Source organism: Cupriavidus sp. GW823-FHT06D04 (genome assembly GCF_058795055.1).
Genome location: NZ_JBXAHL010000013.1, coordinates 155,008 through 175,478, shown reverse-complemented (window position 1 = coordinate 175,478; position 20,471 = coordinate 155,008). Strand labels below are relative to the sequence as shown.

The following is a 20,471-nucleotide window of genomic DNA, read 5'->3' as shown; positions in this document are numbered from 1 at the left end:
TCTCCTTGTGTTTTTTTGTCGTGGCTGTAGGCAGCCATCGTTGTTATCGGCCATGCTTGTGGCCATTGGCGGACTCCTGGCGCAAGCCGGAGGGCCGGATTCGGGGGGCATGCCAATCCGACGATTGATGCTACTTGAATCTAAGATCAGCACTGCATAAAGTTTTTTATCGTTTATATAGTCAATCGCTTATATATCGCACGGGACGAGGATGAGGAACGCCACGCTGCGGCAACTGAAGGTCTTTGAGACCGTTGCCCGCCATATGAGCTTTTCACGCGCTGCCGAGGAACTGCACCTGACCCAGCCCGCGGTATCGACCCAGGTGCGGCAGCTGGAGCACCATGTGGGCCTGCCCCTGTTCGAGCAGTTGGGCAAGAAGATCTACCTGACCCCGGCTGGCCATGAGATGCTGCATTACAGCCGCAGCATCATCCAGCAGTTCCGCGAGGCCGAAGACGCCATGTCCCAGCTCAAGGGCATCTCCGGCGGCCGGCTCAACGTGGCGGTGATCAGCGCCGGCGACTATTTCTTTCCGCGCCTGCTGGCCGAGTTCATGAACCGCCATGAAGGCGTGACGCTGAACCTTGCCGTGCATAACCGCGAGGAATTGCTGCACCAGCTGGCCGGCAACCTGACCGACCTGGCGGTGATGGTGCGTCCGCCCGAAGGCATGGACACCATCAACGAGGTCTTCGCCCCGCACCCCTATGTCATCGTGGCTGCGCCCACCCACCCGCTGGTGGGCCAGCGCAATATCCCGCTGGCGGCGCTGACTGACGAAGCCTTCGTTTCACGCGAGAAAGGCTCGGATACCTGGAATTCGATGCAGGAAGGCTTTGCTGGAAAGCTGTCCAATATGCGCATTGCGATGGAGATCAAAAGCACGGAGACCATCAAGCAGGCGGTGATCGCCAACATGGGCATCGCCTTCCTGTCGGCGCATACGGTGGGGCTGGAGCTGCAGGCCGGCAAGCTCGCGGTGCTGGACATCGAGGGCTTCCCGGTCATGCTCAACTGGTACGTGGTGCACCGCAAGAACAAGCGGCTGCCGCCGGTAGCGCTCGCTTTCAAGCAGTTCCTGATGGAAGACGGCGCGGCACTGATCCAGCGCATCACCGGCGTGGAAGGTTTGATCAGCCAGAATGCATAAACGATTGATTATGGTTTTGCTATGAAACTTTAATTATCGTAAATCATTCCGGGTCCCTATGCTTGTCTCAACCCAACCGCTACCGCGCATTTCAGGAGACGAGCATGAACCAGGTCCAACAGGAAAGCCGCCAAGCTGCCGTCACGGTCGGCACCGATAACCAACCCATTCCGCGCGACACCCAGCTCGCCGCCTACAACGCCGCGTTTATCGAGTTGGGCCTGCGCTTCCGCTGGGACGCCGAGATGTATGAATGGCTGTGCGGCATCGAATGCGAGAAGGCGCGCGTGGCCCGCTATATCGAAGAACACCACGCGCACCTGCTGGCCGCCTATGACGCCGCCTTTCTGAGCGCGCTGATCTTCGAGAAGAAGAACGAATACCTGCGCGCGGTCGGTCATCTCAACTGAGGGGGCCGGTCAGTTCACGGCGAGGCGCGCGAGCGGCCTCGCTTTTTTGCCTGGCCCGCATGTCCCTCAGGCGAGGTCACCATGCCTGCGCACCGCGCAGTCGTCGTAAGATTCGGCATCAACACTCACGCGCCCGGCGCTTGCCCGGCTTGCCACCCGTTTCATAATGCCGACCCGACGCACCGACGAAGAATTTGCCCACGAACTGACCCGGCTGCTGAGCACCGAAGGCGTGTCGTCGCTGACCATCGGCGAGATTGCCCAACGCATGCGCTGCTCGCGGCGGCGCCTGTACGAAATCGCGCCGACCAAGGAAGCGCTGTTCGTCGGCATCTGCCGCGACGTGCTTGCTGACAACCTGGAAAGGGGCTTTGCCGCGGCGCACCGCGAAAGCGATGCGGCGCGGGCAGTGTCCGCCTACCTGCATGCCGCGCTCCACACATCGGGACTGAGCAAGGCGGCGCTTGCGGACCTGGATGCGATCGACAGCGGCCGGGCGGTATTCGACGACTACCAACTGGCGCGCGTGCGCGGGCTGGAAAGCCTGTTGGACGCAGGCATGCGGCAAGGGCTGATGGCGCAGCACAATCCGCGGCTGGTTTCCGAAGCGATCCTGGGCGCCGCGTACCGGCTGCGCAACCAGCAGTTCCTGAAGGAAACCGGCCTGAAGATGGGCGATGCCTTCAGCGAGTTCTACGAGATCATCCTGAACGGCCTGCTGTGCCGGCCCGAAGCCGGCGCCGGCACCTCTTAGCCGCGCGCCGGCGCGCGGGTCGGCCGGATTGCGTTGAAATGCAAGCGGATTGCCATGGTGGCCTCCTCCATGATTGTTGGTCCGGGCAGGCCGCCGGCCCGCTTGCGGGACCGTGCGGCATGCGGTGAGCGCACTCAGGCCACCTGCCGCTCCTGGCCTCCCCAGTAGCAGCCGCGGATGGCCTTGCGGTCGATCTTGCCCAGCGCGGTCAGCGGCAACTCATCCACGAACACGACCTGCTTGGGCGCGTTGACCACGCCCTTGTGCTGCGTTACGTGGCCGATCACGTCGGCCTCGGTGAGCGTGCCACCGGGCCGCGTCACCACCACGGCGATGACCGCTTCGCCCCACTTGGGGTCGGGGATGCCGATCACCGCGGACATGGCGATGGCCGGGTGCAGCGCCAGGCAATGCTCCACCTCGCTCGGGTACACGTTGAAGCCGCCGCTGATGATCATGTCCTTGGCGCGGTCGACGATGTACAGGAATCCCTCGCTGTCGCAACGGGCCATGTCGCCGGTATGCAGCCAGTCGCCGGCAAAGACCTTGGCGTCTTCCTCGGGCCGGTTCAGGTAGCCCTCCATCACCAGCGGACCGCGCACGCACAGCTCGCCCACCTCGCCCGGCGCGACTTCACGCAGGTCGGGGTCGAGCAGCTTGACCTGGTTGCCCGGGATCACCTTGCCGCACGAGCGCAGGCGCTCGGGGTTGTCCGGATCGTGGTCGCGCTGGCTCAGGTAGCTGATGCACATCGGCACTTCCGCCTGGCCGTACACCTGCCCAAACACCGGGCCGATGCGGCGCAGCGCGTCAGCGAGGCGCACCGGCGCGATCGGCGCCGCGCCGTAGAGCACCAGTTCCAGGCTGGACAGGTCGGCCGCGTCCAGCCCGTCGCAATCGAGCAGGCCATAGATCTGCGTGGGAACCAGGAAGGTCAGGTTGATCCGTTGTTCGGCCACGCGGCGCAGGAAATCGGCGGGACTGAACTTGTCGCACAGGTAAATGGTGCCGCCACGCAGCAGCGTCGGCAGGAACAGGCTGCCGGACGCGTGCGAGATCGGCGTGGTCACCAGGTAGCGGATCAGCTCCGGCCATTCGTAGCTGGCCAGCATGTACTGCAGCACCGTTACCGTGGTCCGGTGCGTATGCAGGATGCCCTTGGAACGGCCGGTGGTGCCGCCGGTATAGGCCAGCCGGCTGATTTCCGTGGGGTCGTCGCCCGGGACCACGGGCGAGCCATCGAACGCAGCCGCCGCACTGGCCAGGCCAGGCCCGAACTCGCCATCGTCCAGCGGCAGGACCTGCAGGCCGGCGCCGGCCGCCAGCACGCGCGCCCGCTCGGTGAAGCGGGCGTTGTCCACCACCAGCGCCCGCACCCCGGCATCCTGCAGCACGAAGGCGTGATCCGCTTCCGATGCCATCGGATGCAGCGACACGTTCTTCAGCCCGGCCAGCTGCGCGGCGATGATGGCGGCGACCGCTTCGGCGCGGTTGCCCACCAGGAAGGCCACGGCATCCTGGCGCGCCAGCCCGCGGGCGGCAAACAGCCGCGCGACGCGCGCGCACTGCTGCGCGAGCGCCTCATAGCTCAGCGTGGTGTCGTCGCCGACGATGGCGGGCACGCCGGGCCGGGCGCGCAGCGCGGCCGCATAAAGCTGGCCCACCGTTGCGCCGCCGTGGACCACCGCAGCGGCCGAAGCTTGACGGGTCATGTTGTCTCCTCGGATCTGTTTTTGTCAGGACTCCCAATGTAGGAGGCATTCGGTACTCCGTCAACGAATCTGGTACCGTAAAAACCAGAATCGGCCACGCCAAAGCGGCGCTGGAAGCGCACGCCGGCCACCTATTCGGGAAAACTCGGGGGACAAACGAGACCTGCGCGGCCGTCCTGGCCAGGCCGCCGCGCTAACAGGAAACGGCCAGGACAGGGCCTGGCCACCGGGCCGCCGCGCTGAGCGGCTGGCCCGGGATCACGGGGAAGGCACGCGCCTCAGGCCTGTTCCTTGACCTGGTTTTCCAGTTCCACCAGCCGCTTCTTCAGCGCCCGCTCCTCCTGGAAGCGCACGGTCTCGTCGCGGATCACGGCGACGATGCCGGTGATGGCGCCCGCGTCATCCTTGAGCAGCGCCACGGTGAAGGCGATTGACATGGACTTGCCGTCCTTGTCGACCGCGGGCACCTTGAGCAGGTCGTGGCCGTAGCGTGTGATGCCCGTCGCCATGGTCTTGTCATAGCCCTCCCAATGCCGCCCACGCAGGCGCTCAGGGATGATCAGGTCGAGCGACTGGCCCATGGCCTCGGCCTGGGTAAAGCCGAACATGCGCTCGGCGGCGGGGTTCCATAGCGTGATGGCGCCCTTGGCATCGGAGATGATGATGGCGTCGCCGATGGCGGACACCAGTTGCGCGTAGTCGATCTGGTCTGTCATGGGGATTCCCTCGTTATTACCAGGGCCGGTCGGCGCCGGCCTGTCATGGCCATCAAGGTAGCGTGCCTCATGGCCACGCTGCAAGCAAAAACGCCGGGGCCCGCTATGCGCGAGACCCCGGCGTACGCTCCGGCACAAGTGCCGGCGGGCAGCGTCAGATCACCTGGGACTCGCGCAGGCGCTTGATGTCGTCCGCACCGTAGCCCAGGCCGGCCAGCACTTCATCGCTATGCTCGCCCAGCAGCGGCGACCCGGTGATTTCCGGCTTCATGTCGGAGAACTTGATCGGGCTGCCCACCGTCAGGTAGGTGCCGCGCTCCTTGTGCGGCACCTCGGTGATGCTTCCGCTGGCGCGCAGCGACGGATCATCGGCGATTTCCTTCATCGACAGCACCGGCGAGCACGGGATGTCGAACTTGCGCAGGATGTCCACGGCCTCGTACTTGGTCTTGTCGGCCAGCCATTCCTCGATGGTGTTGAAGATATCGAAGATATGCGGCTGGCGTGCCTTGGCGGTGGCGTAGTTGGGATCTGAAATCCATTCCGGCTTGCCCAGCGCCTTGCAGATCGGCTCCCAGGCATGGCCCTGGATGGTGAAGTAGATATAGGCGTTGGGGTCGGTCTCCCAGCCCTTGCACTTCAGCACCCAGCCCGGCTGGCCGCCGCCGCCCGCGTTGCCGCCGCGCGGCACCACGTCGCTGAAGCTGCCATGCGGATACTGCGGGTACTCTTCCAGGTAGCCCAGGCGGTCCAGGCGCTGCTGGTCGCGCAGCTTGACGCGGCACAGGTTCAGCACCGCATCCTGCATCGACACCGCCACCTTCTGGCCCTTGCCGGTCTTGTCGCGGCCGATCAGCGCGGTCAGGATGCCGATGGCCAGGTGCATGCCCGTGTTGGAATCGCCCAGCGCCGCGGCGGATACCGTCGGCGGGCCGTCCCAAAAACCAGTGGTCGAAGCCGCGCCGCCGGCGCACTGGGCCACGTTCTCATAGACCTTCAGGTCTTCATAGTGGTGGCCGTCGCTGAAGCCCTTGACCGAAGCCACGATCATCTTGGGGTTCAGTTCGTTGATGCGCTCCCACGAGAAGCCCATGCGGTCCAGCGCGCCCGGGCCGAAGTTCTCGACCAGCACGTCCGATTCGCGGATCAGCTGCTCCAGGATCTTCTTGCCTTCCGGCTTCTTGGTATCCAGCGTCAGGCTGCGCTTGTTGGAGTTGAGCATGGTGAAGTACAGCGCATCGACATCCGGGATGTCGCGCAGCTGGGTGCGCGTGACATCGCCGGAACCGGGGCGCTCGACCTTGATCACGTCGGCGCCGAACCAAGCGAGAAGCTGCGTGCAGGCGGGCCCGGCCTGGACGTGCGTGAAGTCGATGATCTTGATGCCGTTGAGCGGGAGGTTCACTTTCGTTCTCCTATTGGATCAGAGGGGTGAAATTCGGGTGAATTACTTCTTGGCCGAGCTTTGCGGATTCAGATTGGTCAGACGACCGCTTTCGGTGCCAGCAGCCGGATCGATGACAGCGTTGACCAGCGTGGGCTTGCCCGAGCGCAGGGCTTCGTTCACCGCAGCTTCGAGTTCCGCCGGCGTGGTGACGTTGTGACCGACGCCACCGAACGCTTCCATCATCTTGTCGTAGCGGGCGCCCGGGACGAATGTCGTGACCGCCGGATCCTTGCCGCCGGTCGGATTCACGTCGATGCCCTTGTAGACGCCGTTGTTGTTGAAAATGACGATGCAGACCGGCAGGTTGTAACGGCAGATCGTCTCGACTTCCATGCCAGAGAAACCGAACGCACTGTCACCGCACAGCGCCAGCACCGGCTTGTTGGTCTCGACCGCCGCGGCGACCGCGTAGCCCATGCCCACGCCCATCACGCCCCAGGTGCCCACGTCCAGGCGCTTGCGCGGCTCGTACATGTCGATCACCGCACGGGCGTAGTCCAGCGTGTTGGCGCCTTCGTTGACAAACGAGATGCCCGGATTGGCCTTGACGACATCCTTCAGCACGCCCAACGCGCCGTGGAAGTTCATCGGCGAGACATCCTTGGACTTGGCCAGGGTCTCGGCCATCTTCGCCAGGTTCGTGTCCCTGCGGTCGGCCACCGCGTTCAGCCACTCGGCGCCCGGCTTGGCAAAGTCATCGCCGACCTTATCGAGGATCGCCGACACGCACGAACCAATGTCACCCACTACCGGCGCGGCGATGGCGACGTTGCTGTCCATCTCGGTCGCCGCGATGTCGATCTGGATGAACTGCTTCGGCTTGCCCCAGGTCTTGCCCTTGCCGTGCGACAGCAGCCAATTCAGGCGGGCGCCGACCAGCAACACCACGTCAGCTTCAGCCAGCACATACGAGCGTGCGGCCGAGGCCGATTGCGGGTGCGTATCGGGCAGCAGGCCCTTGGCCATCGACATCGGCAGGTACGGAATGCCCGTCTTCTCGACCAGCGTGCGGATATCCGCTTCGGCGCGTGCGTACGCGGCACCCTTGCCCAGCAGGATCAGCGGGCGCTTGGCGCTCTTCAGCAGCGCGACGGCACGGTCGACCGAGTCCGGTGCAGGCAGTTGGCGCGGGGCCGGATCCACCACCTTGATCAGCGACTTGCGGCCCTTCTCGGCTTCCATCGACTGGCCCAGCAGCTTGGCCGGCAGGTCCAGGTACACACCGCCCGGACGGCCCGACACGGCGGCACGAATGGCACGTGCGATCCCGACACCAATGTCTTCAGCGTGCAGCACGCGGAAGGCAGCCTTGGCGTGCGGACGGGCGATGGCCAGCTGGTCCATCTCTTCGTAGTCACCCTGCTGCAAATCGACGATCTCGCGCTCGCTCGAGCCGCTGATCAGGATCATCGGGAAGCAGTTGGTGGTCGCATGCGCCAGCGCCGTCAGCCCGTTCAGGAAGCCAGGCGCAGACACGGTCAGGCAGACGCCCGGCTTTTGCGTGAGAAAGCCCGCAATCGCTGCTGCGTTGCCTGCGTTCTGCTCGTGACGGAAGCTGATGACGCGCATGCCGTTGGCCTGCGCCAGACGAGCCAGATCGGTGACCGGAATGCCCGGCAGGCCGTAGATGTTTTCGATGCCATTCAGCTTCAGCGCGTCGATAACCAGATGAAAACCATCGGTTTGTGCCTGATGTTCTTCCGCGGCGTGACGCTGCAACTCGTTTCCGACTTCTGCCATGGTTGCTTCCTTCTATGCAAATTGACTGGGGTTGGAGTTCTCTTATTTCAGGGTGTCTTCCGCGGTGGTGCTCCCGACCCGCTTGGCTGCGACGACTTCGGACATGTCTTGGTCTCCTCGTTGAATTCTTTTCGGGGCGGGGGCTCTCTCGCCTTCTCGCCCTTCACTGTTGCTACACGTTTGCCTTGCGGCGCCCGATCGTTTCCCCTGCTCTTGATGACATACGGTATGTGATATATCAGAACGACGCAAGAGGAATTTCCACTAGTTCTTCAAGTTTCGTCGGTGCAGTGCAGCAATCTTGCAGGTAACTACGGCTAAGTCAGCGCAATTCCTGAAAGGAGGCTATTCATGCGCAATCGGCACAGATTTCCGGGCCATGTCGAAGCCTGCGATCTCAGCTGGATTACGCATACAGATATATTACATACCAAAATTCCAGCGACTTTCCGGCCCTCTGGAACACATTGCCACGCACTGGCGTCCTCCGCGAACACCAGCGCGTCCATTAATAGAAATGATCTGACCTCACTCCGAAGCCCGGCAGACTTCGCCGGGCTCCCCTATCCTTCAGCCTGGGATTACTCCCCCTGACGCGGCGACATGCCAGCCAGGAACGCGGCGTCGGACACGCGCACTGCCTCGGCATGCCCGGTGATAAAGCGCTTGCGCATGGGCGCCAGGAACACCTTGGCCGAGATCCCCGCCGCAATCGTCACCACCGCCGCCACCGAGAACACGGCTCCCCAGCCACCATAGGCCGACAGGATCGATGCCAGCGGCACCACCATCGCCGCCGTGCCCTTCGCCGTGTACAGGGTGCCCGCATTGGCCGCCGCGAACTTGCTGCCGAAGGTATCGGCGCACAAGGCCGGGAAGATCGAGAAGATCTCGCCCCAGAACAGGAAGGTCAGCGCCGCGAAGAACATGAACCAGTACGGGTTGTGCCCCATCTGCATCAGCCCGAGCAGCGCCAGACCTTCGCCGATGAAGATCACGAACATGGTGTTCTCGCGCCCGAACCGGTCCGACAGGAAGCCGCACAAGGGCCGCGTAAAGCCATTGCACAAGTTGTCGATCGACAAGGTCATGGTCAGCAGCGGCAGCGTCATGCCCAGCATCGTCACCGGCATCGAGGCGAAGCCGAAGTCCTTGGCGATGGGCCCGAGCTGGGCCGTCGCCATGATCCCGCCCGCTGCCACGGCCACGAAGCAGACGTAGATCAGCCAGAACACCGGCGTCTTCACCATTTGCCCCGGCGAGAACTCGACCGGATTGGTCAGCACCGCCTTGGCCGCCACCGCGCCCTTGGGCGCCTTGGGCTTCACCAGCAGCAGTGCCAGCACGAAGATGCACACGCCCTGCAGGATGCCGAAGGTCAGGAAGGCCTTTTCATAGCCCGAGCTCTGGATCATGTTGGCGATGGGGATCACCGTGATGGCCGAGCCGGCACCGAAACCCGCCGCCGTCAGCCCCGCTGCCAGGCCGCGCTTGTCCGGGAACCACTTCAGCGCGTTGCCGACGCAGGTCCCGTAGACGCCGCCCGCGCCGATGCCGGCAATCACCGCGGCCGCATACAGCTCCGGCAGCGTGGTCGCATAGGAATTCATCACCCAGGCCAGTCCCGCACAGATGGCCCCGCCCGCCACCACCGGGCGCGGGCCGAACTTGTCCACCAGCCAGCCTTCCAGCGGCACCAGCCAGGTTTCAGTCACGATAAAAATGGAAAATGCCACCTGGATAGCGGACGCGCCCCAGTGATGCTTGGCGTCCATCGGTGACACGAAGAGGGTCCAGCCGTACTGCAAGTTCGCCACCAGCCCCATGCACACCACTCCGATTGCAAGCTGGATCCAACGGTTCTGCAGCCCGCGGCCGTTCACGTTGCCGTGACCGGCCGAGGCCGATGCTTCAAATTGCGCCATCTGTCTTGTCTCCTGGTACCGTTTGTTTGTGCCTCGACGGGCACATCAGGGCTTTGTGGGTTGCCCTTCTCACATCTAGACCGGCGCCTGGCATTGCGGCACATGAAGTCGTGGATTCATGCTACCTGAAGCTTAATTTGACAGGTCTTAAAGTTTTTTATCGTATCTATTCACGATCATTTATATATGACTGAACCGGCATGAATCGCCTCGCGAGCTTCCATCGCGGCTCGTCCCTGGTCCGGCGCCCGACCAGATGCCTTCGATCCGTACCAGCAACAAAAGCCAGCGTCGCCCCGCAAGAGCAGGGGGCGACGCTGGGTTGAACAAAGCGCGAACGGATCCGGAATGCTCACCTCAGGCCGGGGCTTCCTCCAACTGCCGCAGCAAGGCGTCGACACTGCCCTTGGCGTCGCCAAACCACATCCGCGTGTTCTCCTTGTAGAACAGCGGGTTGTCCACGCCGGCGTAGCCCGCCGCCATGCTGCGCTTGGACACCACCACGGTGCGGGCCTTCCACACCTCCAGCACCGGCATGCCGGCAATGGGGCTGCCTGGGTCTTCCAGCGCGCCGGGGTTGACGATATCGTTGGCGCCCACCACCAGCACCACGTCGGCCTTCTCGAAGTCGTCGTTGATCTCTTCCATCTCCAGCACGATGTCGTACGGCACGCGCGCCTCGGCCAGCAGCACGTTCATGTGCCCGGGCAGGCGGCCCGCCACCGGATGGATGCCGAAGCGGACATTGACCCCCTGCGCCCGCAGCCGCCGCGCGATCTCGCTGATGGTGCCCTGGGCCTGCGCCACGGCCATGCCGTAGCCAGGCACGATGATCACGTCGCTGGCGTCCTTGAGCAGGTTACCGACTTCCTCGCTGGACACCGGCAGCACCTCGCCCTGCTCGGTCGCCGCGCCCTGCGCCTGCACCGCGCCGAAGCCGCCCAGGATCACCGACAGGAACTTGCGGTTCATCGCCTTGCACATGATGTAGCTGAGGATGGCGCCGCTCGATCCCACCAGCGCGCCGGTGATGATCAGCAGGTCGTTGCCGAGCATGAAGCCGGTAGCCGCCGCGGCCCAGCCGGAGTAGCTGTTGAGCATCGACACCACCACCGGCATGTCGGCGCCGCCGATGGCCAGCACCAGGTGCGCGCCGACCAGCAGCGCGATCCCAGTCATGATCGCCAGCGGCACCAGCCCCTGCTGCGCGTCGGGCGCGCTCAGGAAGGCATAGCCCAGCCACACGCAAACCAGCAGCGCGATGGCATTCAAGGCATGCCGCCCGGGCAGCAGCATCGGCTTGCCGCCCATGGTGCCCTGCAGCTTCAGGAAGGCGATGATCGAGCCCGTGAACGTGACCGCGCCGATCAGGATGCCAAGGTAGGTCTCCACTTCATGGATGGCCTTCTCCGCTCCGGTCAGCGCATGGGTATCCAGGTAGTTGGCGTAGCCCACCAGCACCGCGGCCAGGCCGACGAAGCTGTGCAGCACCGCCACCAGCTGCGGCATCTGCGTCATTTCCACGCGCTTGGCCAGCATGGCGCCGGCGATGCCGCCCACCAGCATCGCGCCGATGATGATGGCGATGCCGTCCGGGCTGCCCGCCAGCACGGTGGTCAGCACCGCGATCACCATGCCGGCGATGCCGAGCAGGTTGCCGCGGCGCGCGGTGCCGGGGTGGCTCAGCCCGCTCAGGCTGAGGATGAAGAGCGCACTGGCGCCCAGGTAAGCGATATTGCTGATTCCGGATGGCATCCCTGTCTCCCCCCTCTAGTCCCGCTGGAACATCTTGAGCATGCGCTGCGTCACCAGGAAGCCGCCGGCGATATTGATGGTGGCCAGCAGCACCGCGCTGCCGGCAATCACCGCCGTCACCAGCGACGGCTTGCCCAGTTGCACCAGCGCCCCCACCACGATGATCCCGCTGATGGCATTGGTCACGCTCATCAGCGGCGTATGCAGCGCGGCGGTGACGTTCCACACCACCTGGTAGCCGACAAAGATCGCCAGCACGAACACCGTGAAATGCGCCATGAAAGCCGGCGGCGCGACCGCGCCCAGGCCCAGCAATGCAGCCACCGCGATGACCAGCGCGAGCAGCGTCGCGCCGGTGCGGCTGCGCGGCGGCTCGGCCTCGGCCTGCAGCGGCGGCGTCGCGGCCGGCGCCTGCTGCTGCGGGATCGCCACCGTCAGTGGCGGCGGCGGCCAGGTCACCGTGCCCTGGTGCAGCACCGTGGCGCCGCGGATCATCTCGTCGTCCATGTCGACCACGAGCTGGCCGTCCTTGCCCGGCGTCAGCTCCGTCAGCAGGTGGCGGATATTGGTGCCATAGAGCTGGCTGGCCTGCGCGGCCATGCGGCTGGGCAGGTCGGTGTAGCCGATGATGGTCACGCCGTGCTGGCGCACCGCTTCGCCCGGCACGGTCAGCACGCAGTTGCCGCCCTGCTCAGCGGCCAGGTCGACCACCACGCTGCCGGCGCGCATCAGGCCCACCGTGCCGGCCTCAAGCAGCTTGGGCGCGGGCCTGCCCGGAATCAGCGCGGTGGTGATGATGATGTCGACCTCGCGCGCCTGTTCGGCAAAGAGGCGCATCTCGGCTTCGATAAAGGCCGGGCTCATCTCCTTGGCATAGCCGCCGCTGCCGCTGCCGTCCTCTTCGATCTCGACGGTCAGGAACTCGGCGCCCAGGCTTTCGATCTGCTGGCGCACCACCGGCCGCGTATCGAAGGCGCGCACCACCGCCCCCAGGCTGCGCGCCGCGCCGATGACCGCCAGCCCCGCCACGCCCGCGCCGATCACCAGCACGCGCGCCGGCGGGATCTTGCCCGCGGCCGTGATCTGCCCGGCAAAGGGCCGGCCAAACGCATGCGCGGCTTCGATCACCGCGCGGTAGCCCGCCATATTGGCCATCGAGCTGAGCGCGTCCAGCTTCTGCGCGCGCGAGATGCGCGGCACGCAGTCCATCGCCAGCACGGTTGCGCCGCGCTGCGTCAGCCGCTCCAGCATCGCCATCTGCTGCGCCGGCCAGACAAAGCCGATCAGCGTGGCATGCTTCTTCAGCAGCGCCGCCTCTTCCACGCCCAGGCTGGGATGGACCTGCGGCGGGCGCACCTTGATCACTACATCGACCGAGGCCCACAGGCTGGCCGCGTCGACAATGGCCGCACCGGCGGCACTGTAGTCAGCGTCGGAGAACGACGCTTCCTGGCCGGCGCCGGTCTCCACCACCACCTGGTAGCCCAGCTTGAGCAGTTCCCTGACCGAGTCGGGCGTGGCGGCAACGCGCCGCTCGCCCGGGTGGACTTCGCGTGGCACACCGATCGTCATTGGCATGGCATTCACCGTTTTATGGAAGGAATCGGGCGCCAGCTCAGCCGCGCACGTGGTTGACCAGCGAGCCGATGCCCGCGATCGCCACCTCGACCACCGCACCGTCCTTCATCGACCCCACGCCGATCGAGGTGCCGCACGCAATCACGTCGCCGGGCATCAGCGTCAGGTCCTGCGAGATCCGGCTGACCTGTTCCTCGGGCGAGAAGATCATGTCCGACAGCGGGTAGTTCTGCCGCTCCACGCCATCGAGCCGCGTGATGACGCTGGCGGCTGTCCAGTTGAAGCCGCAGACAATGGCCGGGCCGATGCAGCCGAAGGTGTCGAAGCCCTTGGCGCGCGTCCACTGCGGGAAGTTGGGGTCGGCTGTGATCAGCTCGGCCGCGGTCACGTCGTTGACGACGGTGTAGCCGAAGATATGCGCGCCGGCCTCGGCCACCGACACATTGCGCGCCTTGCTGCCGATCACGATGCCCAACTCGCCCTCATAGACGATCTTGCCGTCGTAGCTCTTGGGGCGCAGCACGGCATCGCCCGGCCCGGCCAGCGACGAGGCCGGCTTGAGCAGGAACAGCGGATGCGTGGGCACAGGCTTTTCCAGCTTGCGCGCGAGCGCATGGAAGTTGTTCCACAGCGCCACCACCTTGCCCGGCGCACAGGGCGCGAGCAGCGTCAGCAACGCGCGGTCATGCACGGCCCCCGTGGGGGCGGGGTCGTTGAAACCGTCGCCGTCATATTCGATGACACGGTTGCCATCGGCTTCGTCGATGCGGCCATGGCCGATGCTGCCGTCGGCGCGGCGAAATCGTATCCAGGTTTGCACAGCATGCTCCTTGCGCAGGCAAAGGGAGACCCTGCCTGCTCGGATGTCGGTTGCAGGATCTTGGAAGAAATGGGATCGCGGGCGGCTCGCGCCCGGAATCGTCATTCCCGCACGGGCGGGAATGACGTCAGGCTTGCGTCATACCGCGCCGGCCAGCTTCATCGCGGCGATCTGCGCGGGCGAGCGCCCCAGCCACTCGAGGATCTCTTCGGTATGCTCGCCCAGCAGCGGCGAGCGCTCGATCTCCACCGGCGACGCCGAGAGCGTGATCGGGCAGCCCAGCTGCACGTAGCTGCCGCGCTGCGGGTGCTCCAGCTCCTTCAGGTAGCCGCGCTGGTACAGCGACTCGTCCTCGATCAGGTCTTTCATCGACAGGATCGGGCCGCACGGCACATCGACCTCGTTGAGCGCCGCCATCACGTCGAACTTGCTGCGGCCGCCGGTCCATTTCTCGATCACGGCGAAGCAGTCGGCCAGGTGTTTGAGGCGTGCCTCGGGCGTGGCGTAGTCCGGATTGGTGATCAGGTCCTCGCGCCCGCACAGGCGCATCAGCGGCTCCCAGCCCTGCGGCTGGATGATGACGTAGACATAGTCGTTGGGGCCGCCCGGCGCGCAGCGCAGCGCCGCGCCCGGCTGGCCGCCGCCCGAGGCATTGCCGGCGCGCGGCACGTGGTCGCCGAACTCTTCGTTGGGGTACTCGCGCAGCGGGCCGTTGGACAGGCGCTGCTGGTCGCGCAGCTTGACGCGGCACAGGTTCAGCACCGCGTCCTGCATCGCCACTTCCACGCGCTGGCCGCGGCCGGTGTGCTCGCGCTGCAGCAGCGCGGCCAGGATGCCGACCACGCAATGCACGCCCGTGCCTGAATCACCGATCTGCGCGCCGGTGACGGTGGGCACGCCCTCGGCATCGCCCGTGGTGGAGGCCGACCCGCCCATGCACTGGGCCACGTTCTCATACGCCTTGCAGTCCGCGTACGGCCCCGGGCCGAAGCCCTTGATCGAGGCATAGACCAGCCGCGGGTTCAGGTCCTGCAGGTGGTCCCAGTCAAAGCCGGCGCGCTCCAGCACGCCCGGCCCGAAGTTCTCGATCAGCACGTCGCAGCGCTGGACCAGGTCTTCGAGCAGCGCCTTGCCTTCGGGCGTCTTCATGTTCAGCGTCAGGCTGCGCTTGTTGCTGTTGAGCATGGTGAAGTACAGGCTGTCGGCATTGGGCACGTCGCGCAGCTGGCTGCGGGTAATGTCCCCGCGGCCGGGCATTTCCACCTTGATCACGTCCGCGCCCAGCCACGCCATCAGCTGCGTGGCCGAGGGGCCCGCCTGGACGTGGGTCATGTCCAGGATGCGAACGCCTTGCAGTGCCTTGGTTTCCATTTCGGATGTCTCCTCGGGCGATGGTTTCACTTGTATATGGTCTGATTCCTGGTGCTCGGCGCGTACTCACTTGAGTCCGTTCCGGCCTCTTGATGACATACGGTATGTGATATATCAGAAGAGAGCAAGAGGAGTTTGCCCGGTGCTACACAAATTTCGACGATGCAATGCAGCAATCGGCCGGTTTCGCCTGTCGGAAGTGGGAAACCCAGGGAAAACCTGAATCAATCAGCCAGTATTTTTTTCGCACTGATATATCACATACCATAGCGCGAAACGCTCGCCCGCCATCCGGAAACGCACAAAAGCAAAACGGCGGACCCAGGTCCGCCGTTTTGCCGCCCTGCCCCGCACGCCTTCAGTCGAGGAAGTCGCAGTGCCGTTCCACGTAGTCAGCCAGGTCCAGCGAATGCTGCCGCACCAGGCGCTCGGCCAGCTCGGTATCGCGCTTCTCAAGCGCCTCGATGATGCGCAGGTGGTCCACGATGGAGCGTGCCGCCCGGTCGCTCTGCGAGATCGTCATCTTCCGGATCGCGCGCACGTGGATAAAGATATTGCGGATCGTGTCCATGATGATGTGCGACTTGGACAGCTGCACGATCGCCTGGTGGAACGCGATATTGGCGTCGGAATACTCTTCGATATGCTCGGCCGGGGTGGAATCGCGGAAGCTGTCGAACATGCTGCGCAGCTGGGCGATCTCGGCATCGGTGGCGTTCTCCGTGGCCAGCCGCGCCGCCATGCTTTCCAGCGCGGCCCACATCTGGATCATCTCCACGATCTCGCGCTTGGTCTTGCGCATGATGTAGATGCCGCGCCGGGGCACGGTGCGCAGGAAGCCTTCCTGCTCCAGCAGCGTCATGGCTTCGCGGATGGGCGTGCGGCTGACACCCATGGCCTCGCTCAGCACCCGCTCATCGAGGCGGATCTCGTCGCGCGACTGGTAGATGTCAGCGTCGGCGATGGCCTGGCGCAACATGGCGTAGGCCTGGTCGCGCAGGCTTGCGCCGGCGTTGATCGGTTGCACGGACAAGGCCAGCCCGTTGGGCTGGACGATGGATTGGCTTTGCGCAGACATGAATGAGCTCGTGTGAGACCAGCGGCAGGGTGGCCGGAATGGCTACCCCCGCATTGCCGCACAGCTTAGCAAAAACGCCTGACCCATAACGAAAACGCATCAAACAATGCGTTGTTGTCATGCATCGGCACAGTAGCGGTGCGCGGTCTGTCGTATATGGTATATCACTATCGCCCTGCCTTTCTCGCTTCGCAAGCCCGGCGCACGCCATCTTGGCGCGCCTGGCGTGCGCCAGGGGATACCTGACCCGGCGGTATCCCCTGTTTCCAGCCGCGCTCAGGCGGCCAGCTTGGCCATCGTGTCGCGCTGCTTGATCAGCCCCAGCACGGCGTCGCACATCGGCGTGGGCTGCGCGACCAGGCGTCCCATTTCCTGCACCACGGTCAGCAGCGGGTCGATTTCCATGGCCCGCCCGGCCTCCAGGTCCTGCAGCATCGAGGTCTTGTGCGCGCCCACCGCACCGGCGCCGTCGATGCGCCGCTCCACGTCGACGCGGAACTTCACCCCGAAGCGCTCGGCGATGCCCTGCGCCTCCACCATCATCTGGCGCGACAGCGCCCGCGTGGCCGGGTCGGCGGTGATGACGTCGAGCGTGGCATGCGTGAGCGCGCTGATCGGGTTGAAGCACAGGTTGCCCCACAGCTTGAGCCAGATCTCGTCGCGGATGTTGTCGCGCACCGGGGCGTCCAGGTCGGCGGCCATCATCATTTCGCTCAGCCGGGTCACGCGCGCGGAGCGGCTGCCATCCGGCTCGCCCAGCGGAAACTTCTTGCCGTAGACATGCTTGATCACGCCGGGCGCAACGATCTCGGCCGCGGGATATACCACGCAGCCGATCGCCCGCTCCGGCCCCAGTCCCTTCCATTGGCGCCCGCCGGGATCGACGCTTTCCAGCGTGCTGCCGGCCAGTTCGCCGCCATGCTTGTAGAAGTACCAGTACGGAATGCCGTTGACGCCGGTGACGACCGCGGTTTCCGGCCCCAGCAGCGGCTGCATCTGGTCCACCACGCCCGGCACGGAATGCGCCTTGAGGGTGATGAACACATAGTCCTGGTGCCCGAGCTCGCGCGGGTCGCTGGTGCATCGCACCTTGGCCACACGCTCCTCGCCGTCGATCTGCAGTTTGACGCCATGTTCCTGCATTGCCGCGAGATGGGGGCCGCGCGCGACGAAGCTGACCTCCGCCCCCGCGCGCGCCAGCTGCGCCCCGACATAGCCGCCGATGGCGCCTGCACCGTAGATACACACTTTCATTGCTGTCTCCTTGATGGCCCGATTTAGATGATTTGATATATCACATACTATATTCCATAGAGGCGCATGGCAACCGCGTCAAACAACCTTTATCTTTCCGGATCACACTGCGCGTGCAAGCGGCGCTGCGCTAACATGACGCGTGCATGTGCCCCGGGCGGACCACCGTCCGGCGCCAGCCTGCAACCTGACACCCGGAGCCCTCATGGAAGCGTCGTTGGCATTGCTGCAGGACCCCGCCGCGTGGGCGGCACTGGCCACCCTGGTGGCCATGGAAATCGTGCTTGGGATCGACAACCTGATCTTCATCTCGATCCTGACCAACAAGCTGCCAGAAGCCATGCGCGAAAAGGCGCGCAAGATCGGCATCAGCCTGGCGCTGGTGATGCGCCTGGGCCTGCTGGCCACCATCGCCTTCATCGTCAAGCTCACCGAGCCGGTGTTCACCATCCTGGGCCAGGGGCTGTCGTGGCGCGACATCATCCTGATTGCGGGCGGCGCCTTCCTGGTCTGGAAGGCCACGCGCGAAATCCACCACCATGTCTCGGCGGACGAGGAAGCCGAGGAAGGCGGCACGGCTAAGGCGGTGCAGAGCTTTGCCTCGGCCATCGGCCAGATCCTGGTGCTGGACCTGGTGTTCTCGATCGACAGCATCATTACCGCGGTCGGCATGACCGAGCATGTGCAGATCATGTTCGTGGCGGTGATCGCCGCGGTGATGGCGATGCTGTTCGCGGCCACACCGCTGGCCAACTTCATCAACCGCAACCCGACCATCGTGATGCTGGCGCTGGCCTTCCTGATGATGATCGGCATGACACTGGTCGCGGAGGGCCTCGGCACCCATGTGCCCAAGGGCTATATCTATACGGCGATGGCGTTCTCGGCCGCGGTCGAGGGGCTGAATATGCTGGCGCGGCAACGGCGCCAGCGGCGCCGGGCCGGCGGGCAGGCGCACTGATGTGCGGCGGCGGCCGCTTGCAGTCAGGCTGCGGGCGGCTGCCTGTAACAGAGGGTGTCCGAACTTTTCGCGGACGGCGGCGTCTCTTACAGTTCTGCACAACCCCCGGACAATAAAAGGACGCTCTCGCCACATGATGAACCGCCGAACCCTGCTGGTCTCCGCCACTGCGTCCGCCGCGCTCGCCGCACTGGGCATTACCCCGTCGGTGCTGGCAGCCAGCCGGATCAAGCTCGGCGAGGCCCAGCCATTCGGTTTCGACGCCCTGATCGAACGGGCCCGCGCGCTGGCCGGCAAGCCCTACGCGCCGCCGCCGTCGCCGCCCGCGGACGTGCTGTCCCGCATCGACTACGACGCCCACGGCAAGATCCGCTTCCGCACCGACGACGCGCTCTTTGCCAGTGGCCCCGGGCAGTTCCCGGTTACCTTCTTTCACCTCGGCACGTACTTCCGCACGCCGGTGCGCATGCACGTGATCGAGCGCGCCAAGGGCAGCCCCGCCAAGGCCCGCGAGATCGTCTACGACGACGCCTACTTCGACATGCCGGCCGACAGCCCCGCGCACAAGCTGCCGCCGGGCAGCGGCTTTGCCGGCTTCCGCTTCCAGGAAAGCCGCCTCGGCGACCAGAAAACGCGCGACTGGCGCAAGAACGACTGGGTTGCCTTCCTCGGGGCATCGTATTTCCGCGCCATCGGCGACCTGTACCAGTACGGGCTGTCCGCGCGCGGCGTTGCCATCGACGTGGCCGAAGCCGGCAAGTCCGAGGAATTCCCGGCCTTCACCCATTTCTGGTTCGAAACGCCTGAGGGCAACGGCGATACCGTCACGGTCTATGCCCTGCTGGATGGCCCCAGCATCGCCGGCGCCTACCGCTTCGTCATGCAGCGTGGCAAGGCCGTGATCATGGATGTGGAATGCGCGCTGTTCCTGCGCAAGGATGTGGGCCGGCTGGGGCTGGCGCCGCTGACCTCGATGTTCTGGTTCTCTGAAGGCATCAAGGGCACCGCCGTCGACTGGCGCCCAGAGGTGCACGACTCCGACGGCCTGGCGCTGTGGAACGGCGCCGGCGAGCATATCTGGCGCCCGCTGAACAACCCGCCGCAGACCACGGCCTCGGCGTTTTCCGACGACAACCCCAAGGGCTTCGGGCTGCTGCAGCGCGACCGCCTGTTCGACCACTACCAGGACGGCGTCAACTATGAGCGCCGCCCGAGCCTGTGGGTCGAGCCGCGCGACGGCTGGGGCGCCGGTTCGGTGCAGCTGGTTGAGCTGCGCACCGATGACGAGATCCACGACAACATCGTCGCCATGTGGGTGCCCAAGGCCCCGGCCAAGGCCGGCAGCACCTACCGCCTGCGCTACCGGCTGCACTGGCAGGCCGACGAGCCCTTCCCCTCGCCGCTGGCGCGATGCGTGGCCACGCGCCTGGGCAATGGCGGCCAGCCGGGCCAGCCGCGGCCAAAGGGCGTGCGCAAGTTCATGGTTGAGTTCAAGGGCGCGCCGCTGGAAAAACTGCCCTTCGGCGTCAAACCCGAGGCCGTGCTGACCGCCTCGCGCGGCACCTTCTCCTACGTCTTCACCGAGGCCGTTCCCAACGGCGTGCCGGGCCACTGGCGTGCCCAGTTCGACCTGACCGCCGACGGCAACCAGCCGGTCGATATCCGCCTGTTCCTGAGGATGAACGGCAAGCCGCTGTCCGAGACCTGGCTCTATCAATACCATCCGTTCCAGTCACCGGCGGGCTGAAGCGCCCGGCACGGCCGCGCGCCGGGCCCTTTACCCCATATTGCGTCGCC

Annotated in this window: 16 protein-coding genes; 5 read left to right on the top strand and 11 right to left on the bottom strand. The window is 65.3% G+C overall.

The annotated features are described in order from the left end of the window. Positions 1–211 precede the first annotated feature (211 nt). The 3 genes from AC1Q7H_RS18365 to AC1Q7H_RS18355 all read left to right on the top strand — a co-directional run bounded on the left by AC1Q7H_RS18365 (position 212) and on the right by AC1Q7H_RS18355 (position 2,317). Positions 212–1,153 carry a LysR family transcriptional regulator gene (locus AC1Q7H_RS18365; RefSeq protein ID WP_013953325.1) on the top strand — a complete coding sequence of 314 codons (942 nt, stop codon included), beginning with the start codon at positions 212–214 and terminating at the stop codon, positions 1,151–1,153. A 104-nt stretch (positions 1,154–1,257) separates the two neighbouring features. Continuing rightward, positions 1,258–1,563: an HAD family hydrolase gene (locus tag AC1Q7H_RS18360; RefSeq protein WP_013953326.1), complete on the top strand. Its 306-nt coding sequence runs from the start codon at positions 1,258–1,260 to the stop codon at positions 1,561–1,563. A gap of 166 nt (positions 1,564–1,729) precedes the next feature. Next, on the top strand, positions 1,730–2,317 hold the full coding sequence (locus AC1Q7H_RS18355) for a TetR/AcrR family transcriptional regulator (RefSeq protein ID WP_013953327.1): 588 nt from the start codon (positions 1,730–1,732) through the stop codon (positions 2,315–2,317). A 134-nt stretch (positions 2,318–2,451) separates the two neighbouring features. Here AC1Q7H_RS18355 and AC1Q7H_RS18350 read toward each other — a convergent pair whose 3' ends face one another. The 11 genes from AC1Q7H_RS18350 to AC1Q7H_RS18300 form a co-directional block, all read right to left on the bottom strand. After that, entirely contained in the window at positions 2,452–4,029 is a 1,578-nt protein-coding gene (locus tag AC1Q7H_RS18350; protein ID WP_492381532.1) for an AMP-binding protein, read from the bottom strand. A gap of 278 nt (positions 4,030–4,307) precedes the next feature. Continuing rightward, positions 4,308–4,745 (bottom strand): PAS domain-containing protein, encoded by a 438-nt coding sequence (locus tag AC1Q7H_RS18345; protein WP_013953329.1) that lies wholly within the window; start codon positions 4,743–4,745, stop codon positions 4,308–4,310. Between the two features lie 154 nt (positions 4,746–4,899). Continuing rightward, positions 4,900–6,150: a formyl-CoA transferase gene (gene frc, locus AC1Q7H_RS18340; RefSeq protein WP_013953330.1), complete on the bottom strand. Its 1,251-nt coding sequence runs from the start codon at positions 6,148–6,150 to the stop codon at positions 4,900–4,902. Positions 6,151–6,192: 42 nt separating this feature from the next. Further along, a complete protein-coding gene (gene oxc, locus AC1Q7H_RS18335; RefSeq protein ID WP_013953331.1) occupies positions 6,193–7,932 on the bottom strand; it encodes an oxalyl-CoA decarboxylase in 1,740 nt (579 codons plus the stop codon). 581 nt (positions 7,933–8,513) lie between these two features. Beyond that, complete coding sequence (oxlT, locus tag AC1Q7H_RS18330) at positions 8,514–9,857, bottom strand: oxalate/formate MFS antiporter (protein ID WP_013953332.1); 1,344 nt, start codon at positions 9,855–9,857, stop codon at positions 8,514–8,516. A gap of 357 nt (positions 9,858–10,214) precedes the next feature. Next, the gene (gene pntB, locus AC1Q7H_RS18325; protein ID WP_492381531.1) at positions 10,215–11,612 is read right to left on the bottom strand and encodes a Re/Si-specific NAD(P)(+) transhydrogenase subunit beta; all 1,398 of its coding nucleotides are present in this window, start codon (positions 11,610–11,612) and stop codon (positions 10,215–10,217) included. Positions 11,613–11,627: 15 nt separating this feature from the next. Continuing rightward, on the bottom strand, positions 11,628–13,190 hold the full coding sequence (locus tag AC1Q7H_RS18320) for a Re/Si-specific NAD(P)(+) transhydrogenase subunit alpha (RefSeq protein ID WP_492381530.1): 1,563 nt from the start codon (positions 13,188–13,190) through the stop codon (positions 11,628–11,630). A gap of 37 nt (positions 13,191–13,227) precedes the next feature. Further along, a complete protein-coding gene (locus tag AC1Q7H_RS18315; RefSeq protein WP_492381529.1) occupies positions 13,228–14,010 on the bottom strand; it encodes a fumarylacetoacetate hydrolase family protein in 783 nt (260 codons plus the stop codon). A 138-nt stretch (positions 14,011–14,148) separates the two neighbouring features. Further along, positions 14,149–15,381, bottom strand: a complete 1,233-nt coding sequence (gene frc, locus AC1Q7H_RS18310) for a formyl-CoA transferase (protein WP_013953336.1) — start codon at positions 15,379–15,381, stop codon at positions 14,149–14,151. A gap of 358 nt (positions 15,382–15,739) precedes the next feature. Further along, a complete protein-coding gene (locus AC1Q7H_RS18305; protein WP_011617427.1) occupies positions 15,740–16,459 on the bottom strand; it encodes a GntR family transcriptional regulator in 720 nt (239 codons plus the stop codon). A gap of 276 nt (positions 16,460–16,735) precedes the next feature. Further along, positions 16,736–17,713, bottom strand: coding sequence for a 2-dehydropantoate 2-reductase (locus AC1Q7H_RS18300; RefSeq protein ID WP_013953337.1), 978 nt, complete (start codon positions 17,711–17,713; stop codon positions 16,736–16,738). A 205-nt stretch (positions 17,714–17,918) separates the two neighbouring features. Here AC1Q7H_RS18300 and AC1Q7H_RS18295 point away from each other — a divergent pair, with 205 nt between their 5' ends. Further along, complete coding sequence (locus AC1Q7H_RS18295) at positions 17,919–18,674, top strand: TerC family protein (protein ID WP_013953338.1); 756 nt, start codon at positions 17,919–17,921, stop codon at positions 18,672–18,674. A gap of 133 nt (positions 18,675–18,807) precedes the next feature. Further along, complete coding sequence (locus AC1Q7H_RS18290; protein ID WP_013953339.1) at positions 18,808–20,421, top strand: OpgD/OpgG family glucan biosynthesis protein; 1,614 nt, start codon at positions 18,808–18,810, stop codon at positions 20,419–20,421. Positions 20,422–20,471 lie beyond the last annotated feature (50 nt).

Coding starts and splice junctions, on each gene's coding strand:
- AC1Q7H_RS18365 (WP_013953325.1), top strand. CDS start 212: ATGAGGAACGCCACGCTGCGGCAACTGAAGGTCTTTGAGACCGTTGCC.
- AC1Q7H_RS18360 (WP_013953326.1), top strand. CDS start 1,258: ATGAACCAGGTCCAACAGGAAAGCCGCCAAGCTGCCGTCACGGTCGGC.
- AC1Q7H_RS18355 (WP_013953327.1), top strand. CDS start 1,730: ATGCCGACCCGACGCACCGACGAAGAATTTGCCCACGAACTGACCCGG.
- AC1Q7H_RS18350 (WP_492381532.1), bottom strand. CDS start 4,029: ATGACCCGTCAAGCTTCGGCCGCTGCGGTGGTCCACGGCGGCGCAACG.
- AC1Q7H_RS18345 (WP_013953329.1), bottom strand. CDS start 4,745: ATGACAGACCAGATCGACTACGCGCAACTGGTGTCCGCCATCGGCGAC.
- oxc (WP_013953331.1), bottom strand. CDS start 7,932: ATGGCAGAAGTCGGAAACGAGTTGCAGCGTCACGCCGCGGAAGAACAT.
- oxlT (WP_013953332.1), bottom strand. CDS start 9,857: ATGGCGCAATTTGAAGCATCGGCCTCGGCCGGTCACGGCAACGTGAAC.
- pntB (WP_492381531.1), bottom strand. CDS start 11,612: ATGCCATCCGGAATCAGCAATATCGCTTACCTGGGCGCCAGTGCGCTC.
- AC1Q7H_RS18320 (WP_492381530.1), bottom strand. CDS start 13,190: ATGCCAATGACGATCGGTGTGCCACGCGAAGTCCACCCGGGCGAGCGG.
- frc (WP_013953336.1), bottom strand. CDS start 15,381: ATGGAAACCAAGGCACTGCAAGGCGTTCGCATCCTGGACATGACCCAC.
- AC1Q7H_RS18305 (WP_011617427.1), bottom strand. CDS start 16,459: ATGTCTGCGCAAAGCCAATCCATCGTCCAGCCCAACGGGCTGGCCTTG.
- AC1Q7H_RS18300 (WP_013953337.1), bottom strand. CDS start 17,713: ATGAAAGTGTGTATCTACGGTGCAGGCGCCATCGGCGGCTATGTCGGG.
- AC1Q7H_RS18295 (WP_013953338.1), top strand. CDS start 17,919: ATGGAAGCGTCGTTGGCATTGCTGCAGGACCCCGCCGCGTGGGCGGCA.
- AC1Q7H_RS18290 (WP_013953339.1), top strand. CDS start 18,808: ATGATGAACCGCCGAACCCTGCTGGTCTCCGCCACTGCGTCCGCCGCG.